The organism is Kocuria sp. SL71, assembly GCF_026672465.1.
In the GTDB taxonomy this organism is placed as follows: Bacteria; Actinomycetota; Actinomycetes; order Actinomycetales; family Micrococcaceae; genus Kocuria; species Kocuria palustris.
The window spans coordinates 370,589-386,626 of record NZ_JAPPRE010000001.1 but is presented as its reverse complement, the minus strand read 5'-3'; the positions used below and the strand labels follow the sequence as shown (position 1 = coordinate 386,626).

At 69.1% G+C, this 16,038-nt stretch carries 15 protein-coding genes and 2 pseudogenes; 5 read left to right on the top strand and 12 right to left on the bottom strand.

The window, feature by feature from the left end; genetic code table 11:
- Nucleotides 1-21 precede the first annotated feature (21 nt).
- The 9 genes from OVA15_RS01865 to OVA15_RS01825 form a co-directional block, all read right to left on the bottom strand.
- Entirely contained in the window at nt 22-327 is a 306-nt protein-coding gene (locus tag OVA15_RS01865) for a helix-turn-helix transcriptional regulator (protein WP_268142729.1), read from the bottom strand.
- Nucleotides 318-674, bottom strand: coding sequence for a type II toxin-antitoxin system RelE/ParE family toxin (locus OVA15_RS01860; RefSeq protein WP_268142728.1), 357 nt, complete (start codon nt 672-674; stop codon nt 318-320). Before OVA15_RS01860 ends, OVA15_RS01865 begins: the two co-directional genes overlap by 10 nt.
- Nucleotides 675-782: 108 nt before the next feature.
- Nucleotides 783-1,238: a pilus assembly protein TadG-related protein gene (locus tag OVA15_RS01855; RefSeq protein WP_268142726.1), complete on the bottom strand. Its 456-nt coding sequence runs from the start codon at nt 1,236-1,238 to the stop codon at nt 783-785.
- Between the two features lie 11 nt (nt 1,239-1,249).
- Nucleotides 1,250-1,696 (bottom strand): hypothetical protein, encoded by a 447-nt coding sequence (locus OVA15_RS01850; protein ID WP_268142724.1) that lies wholly within the window; start codon nt 1,694-1,696, stop codon nt 1,250-1,252.
- Complete coding sequence (locus OVA15_RS01845; protein ID WP_024290839.1) at nt 1,677-2,078, bottom strand: TadE/TadG family type IV pilus assembly protein; 402 nt, start codon at nt 2,076-2,078, stop codon at nt 1,677-1,679. Before OVA15_RS01845 ends, OVA15_RS01850 begins: the two co-directional genes overlap by 20 nt.
- Nucleotides 2,071-2,316: a hypothetical protein gene (locus tag OVA15_RS01840; protein ID WP_006215278.1), complete on the bottom strand. Its 246-nt coding sequence runs from the start codon at nt 2,314-2,316 to the stop codon at nt 2,071-2,073. The genes OVA15_RS01845 and OVA15_RS01840 overlap by 8 nt, the downstream gene beginning before the upstream one ends.
- Nucleotides 2,317-2,357: 41 nt before the next feature.
- Nucleotides 2,358-3,299 carry a type II secretion system F family protein gene (locus tag OVA15_RS01835; RefSeq protein ID WP_053447111.1) on the bottom strand — a complete coding sequence of 314 codons (942 nt, stop codon included), beginning with the start codon at nt 3,297-3,299 and terminating at the stop codon, nt 2,358-2,360.
- Nucleotides 3,296-4,159, bottom strand: a complete 864-nt coding sequence (locus OVA15_RS01830; RefSeq protein ID WP_053447110.1) for a type II secretion system F family protein — start codon at nt 4,157-4,159, stop codon at nt 3,296-3,298. The genes OVA15_RS01835 and OVA15_RS01830 overlap by 4 nt, the downstream gene beginning before the upstream one ends.
- The gene (locus OVA15_RS01825) at nt 4,156-5,445 is read right to left on the bottom strand and encodes a CpaF family protein (RefSeq protein WP_144792223.1); all 1,290 of its coding nucleotides are present in this window, start codon (nt 5,443-5,445) and stop codon (nt 4,156-4,158) included. Before OVA15_RS01825 ends, OVA15_RS01830 begins: the two co-directional genes overlap by 4 nt.
- A gap of 606 nt (nt 5,446-6,051) precedes the next feature.
- On the opposite strand from OVA15_RS01825, the pseudogene nhaA reads away from it, so the two are divergent.
- Nucleotides 6,052-7,314 (top strand): annotated as a pseudogene (gene nhaA, locus OVA15_RS01820) (Na+/H+ antiporter NhaA); the annotation flags it as partial.
- Entirely contained in the window at nt 7,294-7,917 is a 624-nt protein-coding gene (locus OVA15_RS01815) for a DsbA family protein (RefSeq protein ID WP_326493301.1), read from the top strand. The pseudogene nhaA and the gene OVA15_RS01815, both read left to right, overlap by 21 nt.
- Nucleotides 7,918-7,979: 62 nt before the next feature.
- Here the strand turns inward: OVA15_RS01815 and OVA15_RS01810 are convergent.
- Nucleotides 7,980-8,228, bottom strand: a pseudogene (locus OVA15_RS01810) (transposase); the annotation flags it as partial.
- Between the two features lie 226 nt (nt 8,229-8,454).
- Nucleotides 8,455-9,306 carry a LuxR C-terminal-related transcriptional regulator gene (locus OVA15_RS01805; RefSeq protein WP_058871302.1) on the bottom strand — a complete coding sequence of 284 codons (852 nt, stop codon included), beginning with the start codon at nt 9,304-9,306 and terminating at the stop codon, nt 8,455-8,457.
- A gap of 92 nt (nt 9,307-9,398) precedes the next feature.
- Here OVA15_RS01805 and hxlB point away from each other — a divergent pair, with 92 nt between their 5' ends.
- Together hxlB and hxlA are read left to right on the top strand one after the other, a co-directional pair.
- A complete protein-coding gene (hxlB, locus tag OVA15_RS01800; RefSeq protein ID WP_006215287.1) occupies nt 9,399-9,971 on the top strand; it encodes a 6-phospho-3-hexuloisomerase in 573 nt (190 codons plus the stop codon).
- Between the two features lie 53 nt (nt 9,972-10,024).
- Nucleotides 10,025-10,648 (top strand): 3-hexulose-6-phosphate synthase, encoded by a 624-nt coding sequence (gene hxlA, locus OVA15_RS01795; protein ID WP_058871303.1) that lies wholly within the window; start codon nt 10,025-10,027, stop codon nt 10,646-10,648.
- Between the two features lie 829 nt (nt 10,649-11,477).
- On the opposite strand, the gene OVA15_RS01790 is transcribed toward hxlA, so the two are convergent.
- Nucleotides 11,478-12,671: an alcohol dehydrogenase catalytic domain-containing protein gene (locus OVA15_RS01790; RefSeq protein WP_058871305.1), complete on the bottom strand. Its 1,194-nt coding sequence runs from the start codon at nt 12,669-12,671 to the stop codon at nt 11,478-11,480.
- A gap of 225 nt (nt 12,672-12,896) precedes the next feature.
- Between OVA15_RS01790 and OVA15_RS01785 the strand changes: the two genes are divergently transcribed.
- Nucleotides 12,897-15,578, top strand: coding sequence for an excinuclease ABC subunit UvrA (locus OVA15_RS01785; protein ID WP_268142717.1), 2,682 nt, complete (start codon nt 12,897-12,899; stop codon nt 15,576-15,578).
- Nucleotides 15,579-16,038: the final 460 nt, after the last annotated feature.

Genomic DNA, 16,038 nt, shown 5'->3' with positions numbered 1-16,038 from the left:
CACCACCGCCAGCAGGACCCCTCAGGCGACCTGCACGCGGGCGTCGCCGCTGACGAACTCCAGGGCCAGCTCGCCGCCCACGGCTTCGAGATAGCCGCGAATGGTGCAGACCTTGGCGCTGTCCAGATCCCCGCGCTCGATCTTGGACACTTGCCGCTGCGACACGCCGATGCGCTCGGCCACCTGCTGCTGCGTCAGCCCAGCGTCCTGCCGCAGCTCGCGGAGCTTGAAGGCGCGCACCTCCGCGAGCATCCGCTGCTTATGCGCCTCGATGTTCGCCCGATCCGCCGGATGCTGCGCGAGGAACTCGTCCATCCTCATGGCCATGTCGATCCTTCTCCCTTCAAGGTCCGCAGGTGCTCGTCGAACAGGTCATCAGCCTTCGGAATGCTCTGCCGGTACCAGCGCTTCCAGGCACCGGCCTTGTCGCCGGCGACCAGGATGATCGCGCGGCGCTCAGGATCGAGCGCGAAGAGCAGACGAAGCTCGGATCGCCCCGAGAATCCTGGACGAAGCTCCTTCATGGTCTTGTGTCGGGAACGCACGACACTGTCCACCAGCGGTCGGCCGAGGTGCGGACCATGCTCCTCCAGCAGCTCGACGGCAGCGACGACCTGCTCGCGCGACCCGCCGTCCAGGGAGGTGAGCCATTCCGCGATCAGCTCGATGTCCACGATCCATGTCATCACAGTTTAGAACCTCCGGGTTCTGCACACAACGCTTGATCGCGATTGCCGGACTCGATCCCGAGCACGATGGAGCAGACGCTGAATGCTCCGCCTTCACCGGCTGAACTCCGCCCTGGCCTCCCCGCTGGCTTCGACGGGGATGCCTGCCGGGATGAACCACGCGACCACCGGCGGGCGAGCCACCGCGGTCAGATGCACCCGGGCGGTGCGACCGTCGGCGGAGCCCGTTCCCGATCCGACCGCGAGGCTGTCCAGGTCATGCTCGGCATCGACCGTCACCAGGTAGGACGTCGCTGCACCGGAGACGGAGGCGTCATCGAGCACCGCGGTGGGGGCCGATCCCGCTCCCTCGGTGCCCTGCAGCTCGGTGAAGGTGTCGGCGGCCGCGAGCGCGGCGTGGTCGGCGTGCGCCTGCAGCTTCCGCTCGGCCAGCTGCACGGAGGTCACCGCCATCACCACGATCACCGCCATCAGCAGGATGAGCATCATCCCGATCACCAGGATCGAGATCTGTCCGTCGTCCTCCTGCCCTGGGTGATCCGGCTGCATCTCCTCTGGCCTCATGAGTACCGCCCGACCACGACTGTCGAGGAGTGCTCCATCTGGACGATCTCGGCCGTGCCCACGAACGGAATCCGGGGCAGTCGCACGGTGGCCACGGCAGTGACCGTGGCCGTGGCACCGGCCTCCTCGCACGTCCTGTCGGAGCAGGTCACCGAGACCTCGATCTCGCCGTCGTCGAAGCCCTGATCCGCAGCCGGAAGCGCCGCGGCGGACTGGACCTGCCCCGTCGAGACTTCACCGGCAGGCTGGGAGGCCAGCACCTGCGAGCCCTGCTGGGCAGCCGCCACGGCGGCGAAGGCCGCGGCCTGCGCCTGGGCCAGGACGCCCACGAAGATCAGGATCGGAACCAGCAGGACCACACCCACGAGCAGGAACTCGACGACGGCCGAGCCCTCGTCGTCCTCGTGCCCGGAGCGTGCAGCCTCAGGACCAGTCGACGGCATGGCCGCTCACCTCGATCGCCCCGGGTGGCCCGAAGGGACCGACGATCGGCAGCGGCGCGACCACTCGGACCTCGAGCGTGGGAGTTCCCTGCACCTCGGCGGGCACCGCGGTGACATCGCCGGCGAATCGCGCGCCCACCGAGCCGGTGATCAGCTCGCGCGTGCGCTCCTGCGCATCGGCGGGACCGCGGTCCGCCAGCGTGCCGTAGCGCGCCCCGTGGGAGGCCGCATCGATCAGCACGTTGCGCACGTGCAGGGCGAAGACGAGCTGCAGCGTGAGAGCGAAGAGGATCGCGCTGAGCCCGGCGACCATGGCCCACTCGGCGACCACGGAGCCGTCGTCCCCCTCCCTCTGCGGGCCGCGAGTCGCAGGCTCAGCCACCGGTCACCCGGGAGATGGCGTCATTGAACAGGCCCTCCAGGGCAGGCTGTGCGATCAGCAGGAGTCCGGCCACCAGCACCGCCGACATCAGGGTCAGCATGACCCAGCCGGGGACGTCCCCGCGGTCGGGATCATCGAGCGGCCGGAGAGCCGCCGGCTCAACTGGTCTGTGCGCATGGACAGCCGCAGCGGGGACATCGGTGACGGCGTCGGGAAGGGAGGAGTGCTCGCGGTTCATGGTGCTGCCTTTCGGGAGAGGGTGACGCGGATGGGAAGTCATCACAGATCGAGCTGGAGGATGGCGATGCCGGGGAACACCGCGAAGAGCACGGACAGCGGGAGCACCATGAACACGAGGGGCACCATCATGGCGATCTCCTTGCGCCCGGCCATCTCCATGAGCTCGCGCTTGTCCTGGTCGCGGACGTCCTGGGCCTGTGAGCGCAGGACCTCGGCGAGCGGCGTGCCGCGCTCCATGGCCACGGCGATGCCCGCGACGAAGCGGGAGATGTGCGTGACCTCGACCCGGTCGGCGAACTCCTGCAGCGACTCGGTCAGCGGGATACCGGAGCGGGTGCGATCGAGCACGGAGCGGAACTGCTCTGCCAGCACTCCATCGGCGATCCGGCTCACGCGCTCGAGGGCGCCCAGGGTGGACTCGCCTGCGCCGACGGACAGGGCCAGAAGCTCGGCGATCGCGGGGAACTCGGCGAGCATGCGGGTCTCGCGGCCGGAGATCCGGTTCCCGAGCCACCAGCTGCGGGCCCAGGCCCCGCTGAGCGCACCGCCGATGAGCAGCAGCAGGACCGCAGGCCCCGGCGCACCGAGTCGCAGGACAGCCGCCGCGCCCCAGACGCCGCCGATGACCGCACCGGCCAAGGCGCAGAGGACCTGCTCCGTCCGGTAGTCGGCGAGGCTGCGGCCCGCCCCCTCGCGCTCCAGCCTGCGCAGGAGCTGACGCTGGGCATCCCCGCCGAGGCGCCGCCCCAGCCCCAGTCCCACCGGAGAGGCCAGTGCCATGCCGACGGCCAGCAGTCCGCGCTGGTCGCGGGTGCGCACGTGTTCGGCATGGCGCACCGCTGGATCCGTGGCGCGCATCTGCATCACCACTCGACGCGTGAAGCGACGACGGGAGCTGGACGGCGCGGGCACGAGCATCAGCCACAGCCCGAGCCCCAGCACGGTGCCGATGATCAGCGGGATGGCGAAAGGCAGGCTCATCGGAGCACCCGCTCCGGTTCGGGCAGAGCACCGAGGCGCAGCATGAGGCGATAGGCGATCGCGGAGATCGCCAGACCGCCGAGCAGCACGACCGCGCCAGCCGGGCTGTCATAGGCGCTCACGGCCGCCGGCTGGCTGGCCATGAGCAGCAGGATGAGCCAGGGCGCGGCCACGGACAGCCGCGCCGCATTGACCGTCCACGACTGCCGGGCCTCCAGCTCGCTGCGGGTCCGCGAGTTCTCGCGCAGGAAATCGGAGAGCGTGCCGAGCAGCCGACCCAGGTCCGTGCCGCCCACCTCCCGGGTGACGCGCAGGGATTCGATGATGTTGTCGGCCACCGGATCGGCGAGCTCCTCCTTGAGGGCGTCCAGCGCCGGGAGGAACTGCCCAGTGGCCCGGTAGTCGCCGGCGAAGCGCTCGAAGGCCGGCTGCACGATCTCCGGGCCCCGGTGCTGCAGCTGGGCCAGGGCCTCGGGCAGCGAGAGCCCCGCGCGGATCGCCGAGCGCAGCATGTCCACCACGTCCGGCCACACGGTGCGCAGCTGGTGCGAGCGACGGCGCATGCGCCGCCCCAGCAGGGACCACGGGACGAACAGCGACGCGATGCCCGCGCACAGGCCGAACACCGCACCCCCGGACACGGCCCACACGATCACCGCGGCCAGGGCCGCCACGACGACGGACAGCAGCACGAACGAGCCGGGGCGCACCGCATGCATCCCGGCACGATCCAGGCGCCGGCGCAGAAGTCCCTCACGACGCCGTCGCTGCGCACGCGGCGTGACCTGGGTCCAGAACGACCACCAGATCAGGCACAGTCCGGCCCCGAGCAGCAGCCCGAGCAGGACACCGGTGATCATCGTCCCGACCCGTCGTCACGGCTGCGGCCCAGGCACTCGCGCACCTGCTCGGTGGAGATGCCCGCAAGAGCGAACTTCCCCGGGGCCGGAACCTCGGCACCGGCTGCGACCAGATCGCCGCCGACCCGATGGAACAGAGTCGACGTCTCGATGATCCCGTTCTCGACCCGGGTGCCGACGGCCAGGATCTCCTCCACCTCTCGGTGCCCGTCGGGGCGACGACGGCAGTGGACCACCAGATCGAAGCACGCGGCCACGGTGGGCACCACGAACGCCGAGGAGATGTTCTCGCCCGCGAGCAGCGGCAGCGTGCAGATCTTGGTGACGGCGTCCCTCGCGGAATTCGCATGCAGGCTGGCCATCCCCGGGAGGCCGGCGTTCAGCGCGATGAGCATGTCCAGGGACTCGGCCTCGCGGACCTCCCCCACGATCAGCCGATCAGGTCGCATCCGCAGTGCCTCCTTCACGAGCCGGCGCATGGGGATCTCGCCGGTGCCCTCGAGGTTCGCCTGCCGGCACTGCATCCCGACCACGTCGCGCAGCGGGATCTGCAGCTCGAAGATCTCCTCGACCGTGACCACGCGCTGCCGCGGGTCGATCTGCGCGCACAGGCAGTTGAGCATGGTGGTCTTGCCCGCCTGCGTGGCTCCGGAGACCAGGATGTTCAGCCCCGCCCGCGTGGCCTCCGAGAGGAACGTCCCCGCCTCCTGGCTCATGGAGCCCAGTCGGACCATGTCCGCGATCCGTCGTGCCGCCACCACGAACTTGCGGATGTTCACCGACCAGTGCTCACGGGTGACATCCGGAATGACCACGTGCAGGCGCGAGCCGTCGGGAAGGGAGGCGTCCACGAACGGCGAGCTGAGATCCAGGCGTCGGCCGGAGCGTCGCAGCATCCGCTCCACCAGTTGCCGGACCTCCTCCGGCTCCACGTGCAGCCCCGTCAGCTCGGACTCTCCGCTGCGGGCCACGAACACCTCATCGGGGCCGTTGATCCACACTTCCTCGATCGAGTCGTCGTCGAGCAGCGGCTGCAGCACCCCGAAGCCGGCGACAGCGTCCAGGATCCGATGGCGGACCTCCTCCAGGTCCTCGAACGACGCGGAGCCCGTGCGCGCCGAGATCTGATCGTGCTCATTCAGGACGGCGTCGACGATCGAGGCCACCTCGGTGGGCGCATCGAACGGATCCAGACCCCGACGACGCACCTGCTCGCGGACCTCGGCGATCACCCGTGAGCTGAGCTGCGACTCCTCGACCTGTCCGGCTCGACGACGCCCACGCACCGCAGACAAGCCCCGTGGGCGCGTCTGCCCCTGCAGCACTGCAGCCATCACGGACCCCCATCCGCTCGACAACCCCGATTGCCGAGGAATCTAGAGCTCAGGGGGCAGGCGGTACATGGACCTTGGTCCAGGGTGTGGATAACACTTCTCCGACCTGGGGGAACACACCCGTGCAAGCCGGGAAGTGACCGCAAAGTAGCGACGCAGAATGATCATTCGTGCAGTTATGACCCGCTTAACGCATCCGCTGACCCTCGCAGGGGCCCTCCCTTCGATGTCGCTGCCGACCCTTTTGCTTCCTCGCAGGCTGCGACCTTCCCCGCGACCGGTCGAAGATTCACTGCAAGGGCGTTGGAGCGGTGGAGAGACGCTCGGTCATAGTGACGGACGGGAAGAATCGGCCTCTCGCGATGGGACAGGGCGGGATGTCGATCGTGTGTCGTCATCTCGGGGAACACTGAGTGGCACGTCAGGTGAGGAGGGACTGCCGCATGGAATAGGTCAGGTCATCTTGACCTGACCTGATCGTGCGGCAGTCCCTATCGACGGCTCTTCGAGCGCTGACGTTGCGTGCCATCCTCCCGTCCCGCGGCACCGCTAGCCAGCATGTTCAGGCAGAATGCAGCGGTGTCTCACTCAAGCTCATCCCCCCGGGGCATAGCCGGAAGACTCCGCACGGAGTCGGGATCGGCCATGCTGCTCATCATTGTCACGGCCTTCGCCCTCCTCTGGGCGAACTCGCCGCTGTCCTCTTCCTACTTCGAGTTGTGGCACCAGAACGTAGGGATCGACGTCGGCCCGTTCGGGTTGCACCTGGATCTGCACCACTGAATCAACGACGGGCTCATGGTCGTGTTCTTCTTCGTCGTGGGTCTCGAGGTGCGCCAGGAGTTTGCGTATGGGGCCCTGCGGGACAGCAGTCGCGCACGCCTGGCAGCGATCGCCGGTGTCGCGGGCGTGGCGTTGCCCGCGCTGGTGTATGTCCTGGTCGTCGGAGCGTCCGGTGGCGAGGGGCTTCGCGGGTGGGGGGCGGTCGTCGGAACGGACACGGCGTTCATGCTCGGTGCTCTCGCGATCGTCGGCCCCCGGCTTTCCGGGCAGCTTCGCGTCTTCCTTCTGACTCTCACGGTGGTCGACGACTTCCTTGCGGTGTCGATCATCGGGGTGTTCTACAGCGAGGAGATCCGGCCCGTCCCGCTGCTGGTCGCTCTCGGCTGCCTCGTCGCCCTGTGGTTGCTGGGCCGTTCCCGGCAGTGGAGTGCTGCTCCGTATGTGGGGATCGTCATCGTGCTGTGGCTGGCGACTCTGTCCTCCGGCATCCACGCCTCGCTGACGGGCATGATCGCCGGCCTTCTGATCCCCGCCTACCCAACGCAACGGCACGAGGTGGTCGCCGCCCGGCAGCTGTTCCGCGACTTCTGGCAATCCCCGAGCGCTTCCTCGGCGCGTGCCGTCGGACGGGGGCTGTCCAAGGGCGTGTCGGTCAACGAGCGGTTGCACGAGTACCTCCGTCTCCCCACGGCGTTGCTGGTCGTGCCGATCTTCGCTCTGGCCAATGCCGGGGTCGACCTGGGCGGCGGGGTGGTGGCCGACTCGCTGGGCTCGCCTGTGACGTGGGGCGTCATCGCGGGGCTCGTGCTCGGCAAGCTCCTCGGAATCGGGATCGCGACGCTCCTCGCCGTTCGGATGGGCGCAGGCCGACTGCCGGAGGGAGTCGGAATGGGCAGCGTGTTCGGCGGGGCAGCACTTTCGGGCATCGGTTTCACCGTGTCGCTGCTGGTCATCAGCCTCGCTTTCGACTCCTCCTCTGATCTGGGGCGCCAGGCGACGCTGGGCGTGCTCGTGGCGATGGTGCTCGCTACTGTTCTGGGCTGGTCGATCTTCAAGGTCGCGGCCCGTCGGTGGGGAGAGGAGACGGCGGATCTCCCGATGACGCTCGACTCTCCGGTGGACCCCGAGGTGGATCACATCCGCGGACCGGAGGACGCCCGGCTCACCCTCGTGGAGTTCGTGGACTTCGAGTGCGAGTTCTGCGCGCACGCCACTGGGTCATGGGAAGACCTGCACGGGCGCTTCGGTGACGATCTGCGCTATGTCGTGCGGCATCTGCCTCACCATCCTCACGGCCCCCTCGCCGCACGGGCCGCCGAGGCGGCCGCGAAACAGGAGATGTTCTGGCGGTGGCTCGACTTCGTCTTCACTCGGCAGCACGCGCTGGAGAGGGAGGATCTCATCGGCTACGCGGCTGAGCTGGGCCTCGATGTCGAGGCGTTCATCGAGGATCTCGACAGCGACGAGGTTGCTGAGAGGGTGCAGCGGGACATCGCGAGCGCGGAGGCGAGCGGCGCCAAGATGACCCCGACGTTCTTCGTCGATGGTTGTCGGATGATGGGCAGCTATGACGCGCGCTCACTGACCGAGATGCTGGAATCCAGCCGTCGCGGGAGCCGCACCCAGGCGGCGAAGGCCTGAGGCCGATCCGCGAACCCGGAACACGGTGGGACGCGGGCGGTGCCGGAGCGTATCAGTCACAGCTGCGCGTTCACCGCTCTCGCGTCGGGCTGGTCATGGACACCGTGCGGCATCGCCTTCACCGCCGGCCACCAGCTCTTCGAGGTCACGGCCATGAGGTTCACGACGCAGTGGGTGCGACTCCGCCGCCGGGCCGCCCCGGGCAGATGCGCGGCGATCGCCGTGACCCCCCCCGCATGCGCATCCGATGTCACCATGCGCTCCCCGGCGAGGTCGCGGGCGACCATGCCGGCGAGGAACCCGTTCCACGCAGGGCACTGCCGCACGGAGAGGTGACATCTGATCTGGCGTGGCCGATGGGCGGCCCAGAAGGATGCGCACCATGTCCGCTGGTGGTCACCGTCGCTCGACAGCCCGGACCCACGCCCATGCTGCGGGTACGCCACCGCTCGCAGTGCCGGCCGACCGGTGATGGTGGGATCTTCCGCGCCGGGTGCCAGGTCGGGGCACCGCAGTCACCGTCCGGACCGAGGCCCGCTATCGAGTCCGGGAGCTCGGATGGTGCGCATCATCGGAGTGAGCGATGCTTGCGAGCTCGGCGCGCGTGCGGGCGCCGTATTTCCGCAGCAAGTTGGCCACGTGGTACTTCACGGTGTTCGCCGTGATCCCGAGCTGGTCGCCGATGCGCTGGTTCGAGATCCCGGTCGCGACCAGGCGCAGCACCTGCTTCTCGCGGTCGGTGAGTTCCTCGGCGCCCTCCACGGTGAGCGCTGCGCTGGGTGGGTCCAGCGGGATCTCGATCCGCAGCGTCGTCCCCCAGCCCGGGGTCGTCTCCACGTCCATGGTTCCGTCGAGCGCCACCACTCGCTCCACGATCGGACGCAGTGTGTCGTCGTCCGCCGTCACCGCGGTTCCCCCATCGTCACGGACCTCCATCAGCAGGTTGCGGCCATCGCAGTCCCAGCCGATCCGGGCGCGTGCAGCGTCCGCGCGGTCCATGAGCGAGAGCACTGCTGTGCGGGAGATGGCGCGGGCTTCCCGAGCGACCGGGCCCGGCAGCGCCCGTCCTCGCGCAGGAGGCTCGGCGAACTGGACCTGCAGTGGCCCGGAGCGGATCAGAGGACGCAGTTCGGTGCGCAGGCGCGAGAATGCCTCGGCCACCGGCTCGAGCACGCTCTCCTGCTGCGCATGGACCGAACGAGCACGGATGAGTGCGGAGGAGGCGATCTCCGTGGCCTCCCTGCGCGCGGCAGCATCCGCGAGTCGGCCGGAGCGGAGCACGGCGAGGATCGATTCGAGGGTGATCGCATGCTGATCGGCCTGCTCGGTCAGGGCACGGTCCCGCGACAGGGAGCGGGCACGTTCCAGCGGGGTCGGGAGGTCGCTCACCCCGCTACTCTAGCCCGACCTGGGAGACCTACCCGATTGAACGGGGCGCCCCGCTCATCGGGCAGCAGTGGACCGCCGCGAACCGGCCCAAGATGGTCGACATGGAAGAACGAGGCATTCAGGATTCGCTGACGCGGATCGTCAACGAGATCGAGGGGGCAGCTGCCCTTCCCGACGCGCCCGCGCTCGCGGCCGCCGTCGAGCTGACAGCGGACGCCCGGCGGGTCTTCGTCCACGGCGCTGGACGCTCCGGGCTCGCGCTGCGGATGACGGCCATGCGCCTCATGCACCTCGGACTGGAGGTCCACGTCGTCGGTGAGACGACGACCCCGGCGATCGGAGAGGGCGATCTGCTCCTGACCGCCAGCGGTTCCGGCACGACCTCGGGGGTGGTGAGCGCGGCTGAGACGGCGCGATCCGTCGGTGCCCGCGTCATCGGGATCACGACCGACCCCGAGTCACCGCTTGCTCAGCTGTCCCACGCCGTCCTGGTCATCCGTGCGGCGACGAAGACAGACCGGTCCGAGCAGCAGTCGGCCCAGTACGCCGGCAGCCTCTTCGAGCAGCTCCTCGTCCTCGTCGGCGACGCTCTCTTCGACGTCCTGTGGCAGAAGAGCGGACAGAGTGCGGATGCGCTCTGGCCCCGTCATGCCAACCTCGAATGACCTTTCTTCCCCGTTGCATCATCGACACCACCACGAGAAAGAGACACCCTGACATGCGACTGCAGTTCGCCATGGACACCCTGACCACCGAATCCGCCCTCGACCTCGCCGCGAAGGCCGCCCCCTACGTCGACATCCTCGAGCTCGGCACCCCTCTGATCAAGAGCGAGGGCCTCGCGGTGATCACGGCGGTCAAGGCCGCCCACCCCGACAAGACCGTCTTCGCCGATCTCAAGACCATGGATGCCGGCGAGCTGGAAGCTGACATCGCCTTCTCCGCCGGAGCCGATCTGGTCACCGTGCTCGGCGTCGCCGGTGACAGCACGATCGCCGGCGCGGTCGCCGCGGCGACCAAGCACGGCAAGGGCGTCGTCGTCGATCTGATCGGCGTGTCCGACAAGGCCGCACGGGCCCGAGAGGTCGTCGCCCTCGGCGCCGTCTTCGTGGAGATGCACGCCGGCCTCGACGAGCAGGCGGAGGACGGCTACAGCCTCGACGCCCTGCTCTCCGCCGGCAAGGCCGCCGAGGTCCCGTTCTCCGTCGCCGGCGGCGTCAGTGCGGACTCTGTCGAGGCCGTCCAGCAGGCGGGAGCAGACGTGGCCGTCGCGGGCAGCGCCATCTACAGCGCATCGGACGTCGCCGCCGCGGCCGCCGCCATCCGCTCCGCCATCCGGTGACCACCGCCCACCGCATCCCGTGGTGAGGGGGCAGGTGACGGCACGCCCGGACCCTGTCCCCTCCCACCGGATGCGGTGGACTGATGCCGCAGACGATCCCCGCGTGGCGCAGAGCGCCACGTGAGCCTCCTCCCCGCAGGACGTGCCCGGCATCGGCGCCGGTCGGAGGCCCGCTCGATCCCGGCGATGGCTGCTGTCATGACGCGCATACGCCGGACTCCCCACAACGGCTCGATCGACAGCAGCGGACTCCGGCTCGTCGACCGCCGTCCGGGCCTCGGAGCACACGATCTCGCCGAGCTCCCGGCGCGGGCGGCGACGGTGCTCTCGCAGAAGCGCTCGATCCGCGTCATGATGATCGTGACGTTCTGGATGGCGCGGTGGCACGTCCCGACGGCCCCGCCATGGGCGATGTCGCTGCAGCCGCGTCAAACCTTCTCAGTGCCGGTCCCCTCGGTGGACCGGCACTCGTCCGCGTGACACCCCCCGCTGGAGCTCCCCGCCAGGACCGGCGCCGGGTGACACCGGTCCCTCCGCGACGTGCGCGCGCCGGCGGCCCTGGCACCAGTGATCGCCCCCCTCGCCCCGCGAGGCGATCCGGAGCGGGAGGTGAGGGGCGTCAGGAGCGTCGCAGCGACCTGCCCCGTCTCCCCCGATCACGCCCTTGCGCACTCGTCACCGCCGCTGAGCTCCGGCATGCCGGCCCCACCGGCGCCAGGCCCGCCCCGGGCATCGTCCAGGACCGGATCGTCGAAGGATCCGTGCAAAGAACCGGCCCGCGACCGCCGCTGGAGCGACGATCGCGGGCCGGGTGTATGACATCCCTGAATCAGGCGGGGATCATGCCATGCGGGTCGATGATGAACTTCTCCGAGGCACCGGTGTCGAACGTCGCGTAGGCGTCGGGGGCCTCGTCGAGGCTGATGACCTTGGTGTTGAGCATGTCGCTGAGGTAGGGCATGCGGTCCCACAGGATCGACATCATCAGCTCACGGTTATAGTGCATGATCGGGGCCTGGCCGCCGGAGATCCGAGGCGACTTGATCCACGCCTTGCCGAAGTCGAGCGAGAAGGTGCCCTCCTGCTCGGCCTTGGAGGAGGCCAGCGGGTCGGGACCGTAGACGCCGACGATGCCGGTGGCACCGCCTGCGCGGGTGGCGTCCATGACCTGGTTGATGGCGTGGGCCGGGTTCATGTCCTCGGCCTCGCGGCCGATCCCGTGGGCTTCGTTGCCGACGTAGTCGACGGCGCAGTCCACCATGGGTTCGCCGAGGATGGCCTCGATCTGATCGGTCAGCGGCACGTCCTGGTTGAGATCGATGGTCTCGCAGCCGTTGTTCTTCATCAGCTCCAGCCGGTCCTGATGGTAGTCACCGACGATGATGCAGGAAGCGCCCAGGAGACGGGCCGCCGCGGCGCCGCAGCGTCCCACAGGTCCGGCGCCGGCGATGTAGACGGTCGAGCCGGGCTTCGCCCCGGCCTCCATGAGGCCGTGGAACGCGGTGGGCAGGATGTCCGAGAGAAGGGCGAGGTCACGGATCTTCTCCATGGCCTGGTCCTTGTCCGGGAAGCGGAGCAGCTGGAAGTCGGCGTAGGGGACGAACATGTACTCCGCCTGTCCGCCCTGGAAATCACCCAGGTTGAACCCGTAAGCGCCGCAGGACACGTCGGGGTTCACGGTCTCGCACGCCTCGGTGTGGCGGGCGCGGCAGTTGCGGCATCGGCCGCAGGCGACGTTGAAGGGGACCGAGACCAGGTCGCCCTCGGAGAGGAACTCGACGTCAGAGCCGACCTCGACGACCTCGCCGGTCATCTCGTGCCCCATCACCATGCCCTGGGGTACGGGGAAGGAACCGCGGTAGATGTGCAGGTCGGAACCGCAGATGTTGGTGGCGACGATCTTGAGGATGACGCCGTGCGGGGCGCTCTTGCCGTTCGGCATCTCGAGCTTCGGGAAGTCGAGGGTTTCGACGCGCATGTCCTTGACGTTCTGGAACACGACGGCGCGGTTGCTGCTTGCCATGACGATCTCCTCCAGTTGTGGATGGCCCGGTCGCGGAAGTGCCACGGTCATTTGGATGCCCGTCGCCCGCGACCTCGGCTCTCGTCGAGCTTAGGCGGGGAGGAATCTCGCCGTCCACCGAGGTGCCCGCCCTGGCTGCGGCGATAGGCACCACGGGCAGGTGGACCGTGGAGGACCGGGCCATGCTCCGACCGATCGGTGGAACGTGTTGCTAATCTCGCCGGCATGGCCGAAGCACGCAGGTCCTCATCGTCGGACTCCTCACCCGTTCAGCCCGACGTGCTGGTGCTCGGCGCGCGCGAGCACAACCTCCAGGACATCGACCTGGCGGTCCCCCGCGACGCTCTGGTGGTGTTCACCGGCGTCTCCGGCTCGGGAAAGTCCTCCCTGGCCTTCGGAACCCTGTTCGCGGAGTCCCAGCGCCGTTACCTCGAGTCCGTCGCTCCCTACGCCCGTCGCCTCATCGACCAGGCAGGCGTCCCGGACGTCGACTCCATCACGGGCATGCCGCCGGCCGTCGCTCTTCAGCAGCAGCGCGGGGGCCGCAGCGCGCGGTCCTCGGTGGGCAGCATCACCACGCTCTCCTCGCTGGTGCGCATGCTCTACTCCCGGGCCGGCCACTACCCCGATGATCAGCCGATGCTCTACGCCGAGGACTTCTCCGCCAACACCGTGCAGGGCGCATGCCCGGAGTGCCACGGCATCGGCCGGGTGTACGAGGTCACCGAGGACATGATGGTGCCGGACCCTTCATTGACGATCCGCGAGCGGGCCATCGCCTCCTGGCCGACGGCCTGGCACGGTCATCAGCTGCGCGATGTCCTCGTCGCGCTCGGCTATGACGTCGATGTGCCCTGGAAGGATCTGCCGAAGGAGGATCGGGACTGGATCCTCTACACGGATGAGACGCCGTACGTCCCGGTCCACTCGCGGCTCACGCTCTCCGAGGCGCAGGCCGCGACCGCGGCCGGCGTCGAACCGACCTACTCGGGCACCTTCGTAGGAGCTCGTCGATACGTCCTGGACACGTTCGCGAACACCAAGAGCGGGTCGATGAAGCGGCGCGTGGCACAGTTCCTCACGGCCGCGCCCTGCCCTGCCTGCCACGGCAAGCGGCTGAAGCCGCAGGCTCTGTCGGTGACCTTCGAGGGCCTCGACATCGCCGATCTCTCCGCGCTGCCCCTCGCGGAGCTCTCGACGTTGATCGAGGAGGCAGTCGAGCGGGCCACCGGCGATCTCGACGGGACCGAGACTGCCGGTCAGGCACTGGACGAGGCAGCCCGACGCGACGCTGTGCAGCAGCGCGTCGACGCTGGCGGATCAGCCCATGAGGCAGCCCCCGACGTGCGCAGGACGCCGAACCACTCGGTGGAGAAGCTGGCCGCGACAGCGCGCCTGGGCGCAGAACTCGTCAACAGACTGCGGCCCATCATCGACCTCGGTCTGGGGTATCTCTCCCTGAGCCGCACCACCCCCACCCTCTCGGGTGGGGAGCTACAACGACTGCGGCTCGCGACTCAGCTGACCTCCGAACTGTTCGGTGTGGTCTACGTGCTCGATGAGCCTTCCGCAGGGCTTCATCCGCAGGACGTCAGCGCGCTGCTCGGCATCCTCGACGGGCTCAAGCACCGGGGCAACAGCCTGTTCGTGGTGGAGCACTCGGTGGACGTGATGCGGCACGCCGACTGGCTGGTCGACATCGGGCCCGGCGCGGGTGAGCGCGGCGGCCGCGTCGTCTACAGCGGGCCCTACGAAGGGCTCGCCGAGGTGGAGGAGTCCGTCACCCGCGGATACGTCTTCGGGGGCAGCGGCCTGCCCCACCGGACGCCTCGCGAGCCGCAGGGATGGCTGAAGCTCGAGCACGTCATGCGCAACAACCTGCGCGACGTGACGATCTCCTTCCCGCTCGGGGTGTTCACGGCCGTCACCGGAGTGTCGGGATCAGGCAAGTCCAGCCTGGTCAGCCAGGCCCTACCCGCGCTGCTCGACGAACGACAGGGACGAGCAGACGAGGCGGAGGACGCTGACGCCGCCGACGGGGACGAGCTCCTGCTGTCGGACGAGCCCGACGAGCTCGAGGGTGAGATCCGAGGCGACGTCAACGGGGTGCGCCGCGTCGTGAGCATCGACCAGAAGCCCATCGGTCGCACCCCGCGCTCGAACGTCGCCACCTATACGGGCCTGTTCGACCACGTGAGGCGGAGGTTCGCGGAGACGCCCGAGGCTCGCGCTCGCGGGTACAAAGCGGGCAGGTTCTCCTTCAACGTCACCGGCGGTCGCTGCCCTACCTGCAAGGGCGAAGGATCCGTCATGGTGGAGCTGCTCTTCCTCCCCTCGGTCTACACCGAGTGCCCCGACTGCCACGGCACCCGCTACCAGTCCAGCACGTTGGAGATCTCCTGGCGTGGCCGCAACATCGCGGAGATCCTCGCCATGAGCGTCGAGGAGGCCCACGACTTCTTCCAGGGCGAGTTCGACATCATGCGCTCGCTCACGGCGCTGGTCGACGTCGGCCTCGGATATCTCCGTCTCGGACAGCCGGCCACCGAGTTGTCCGGAGGTGAGGCGCAGCGAGTGAAGCTCGCCTCCGAGCTCCAACGATCCCAGCGCGGGGACACCCTCTACGTCCTCGACGAGCCGACGTCCGGGCTGCACAGCGCCGATTCCGATCGGCTCGTGACGCATCTCCAGACCCTCGTGGACGCAGGCAACACCGTCGTCGCGGTCGAGCTCGACATGCGCATCGTCGCCGTGGCCGACCACGTCATCGACCTCGGGCCCGGGGCGGGGGACGACGGCGGCACGGTGGTCGCCTCAGGCACGCCCGCGCAGGTCGCCTCGTCCAGAGCCGGTGCGTCGGCACCGTACCTCGAGGCCGCGCTCCGGGAGGCCGCCTCCCGGACGTGAGCGTCGTACGGCTGCGACGAGGGCGATGACCTCGTCGCAGGGAGCGCATCGGACGAGCAGGCTGCGTCACCTGATCGGTGACCCTCGCCGTGTGACTTCCCCGCGCGGTCAGCAGGCGCTCCGCCCCGTCTGCGGATGAGGTCGGGAACCGGTGACCCTCGAACGACGCTGACCGGACGTCCTGCGGCGGCGTCGACGTCCTCGTGCCCCCGGCATCCCGGCGTCCCGGAGGAGATGGCCACGTGCGCCCCGTCCCTGACGTACGAGGTCTACACTGGCTGAGGGTTCGGCCAGGCCCCGGCGAAGAACGACAGCCGTCGATGGCGGCAGGTCATCGTCGACCACAGGGCCGAAACTTCTTCACCGTCTCCCAGGATCCGGCCCGAGAATCGGCAGCCACCACCTGCCGGCACTCCGATGAGCGCAACGACGACTGCACCCGAGTCGTCCTGCACCCGAA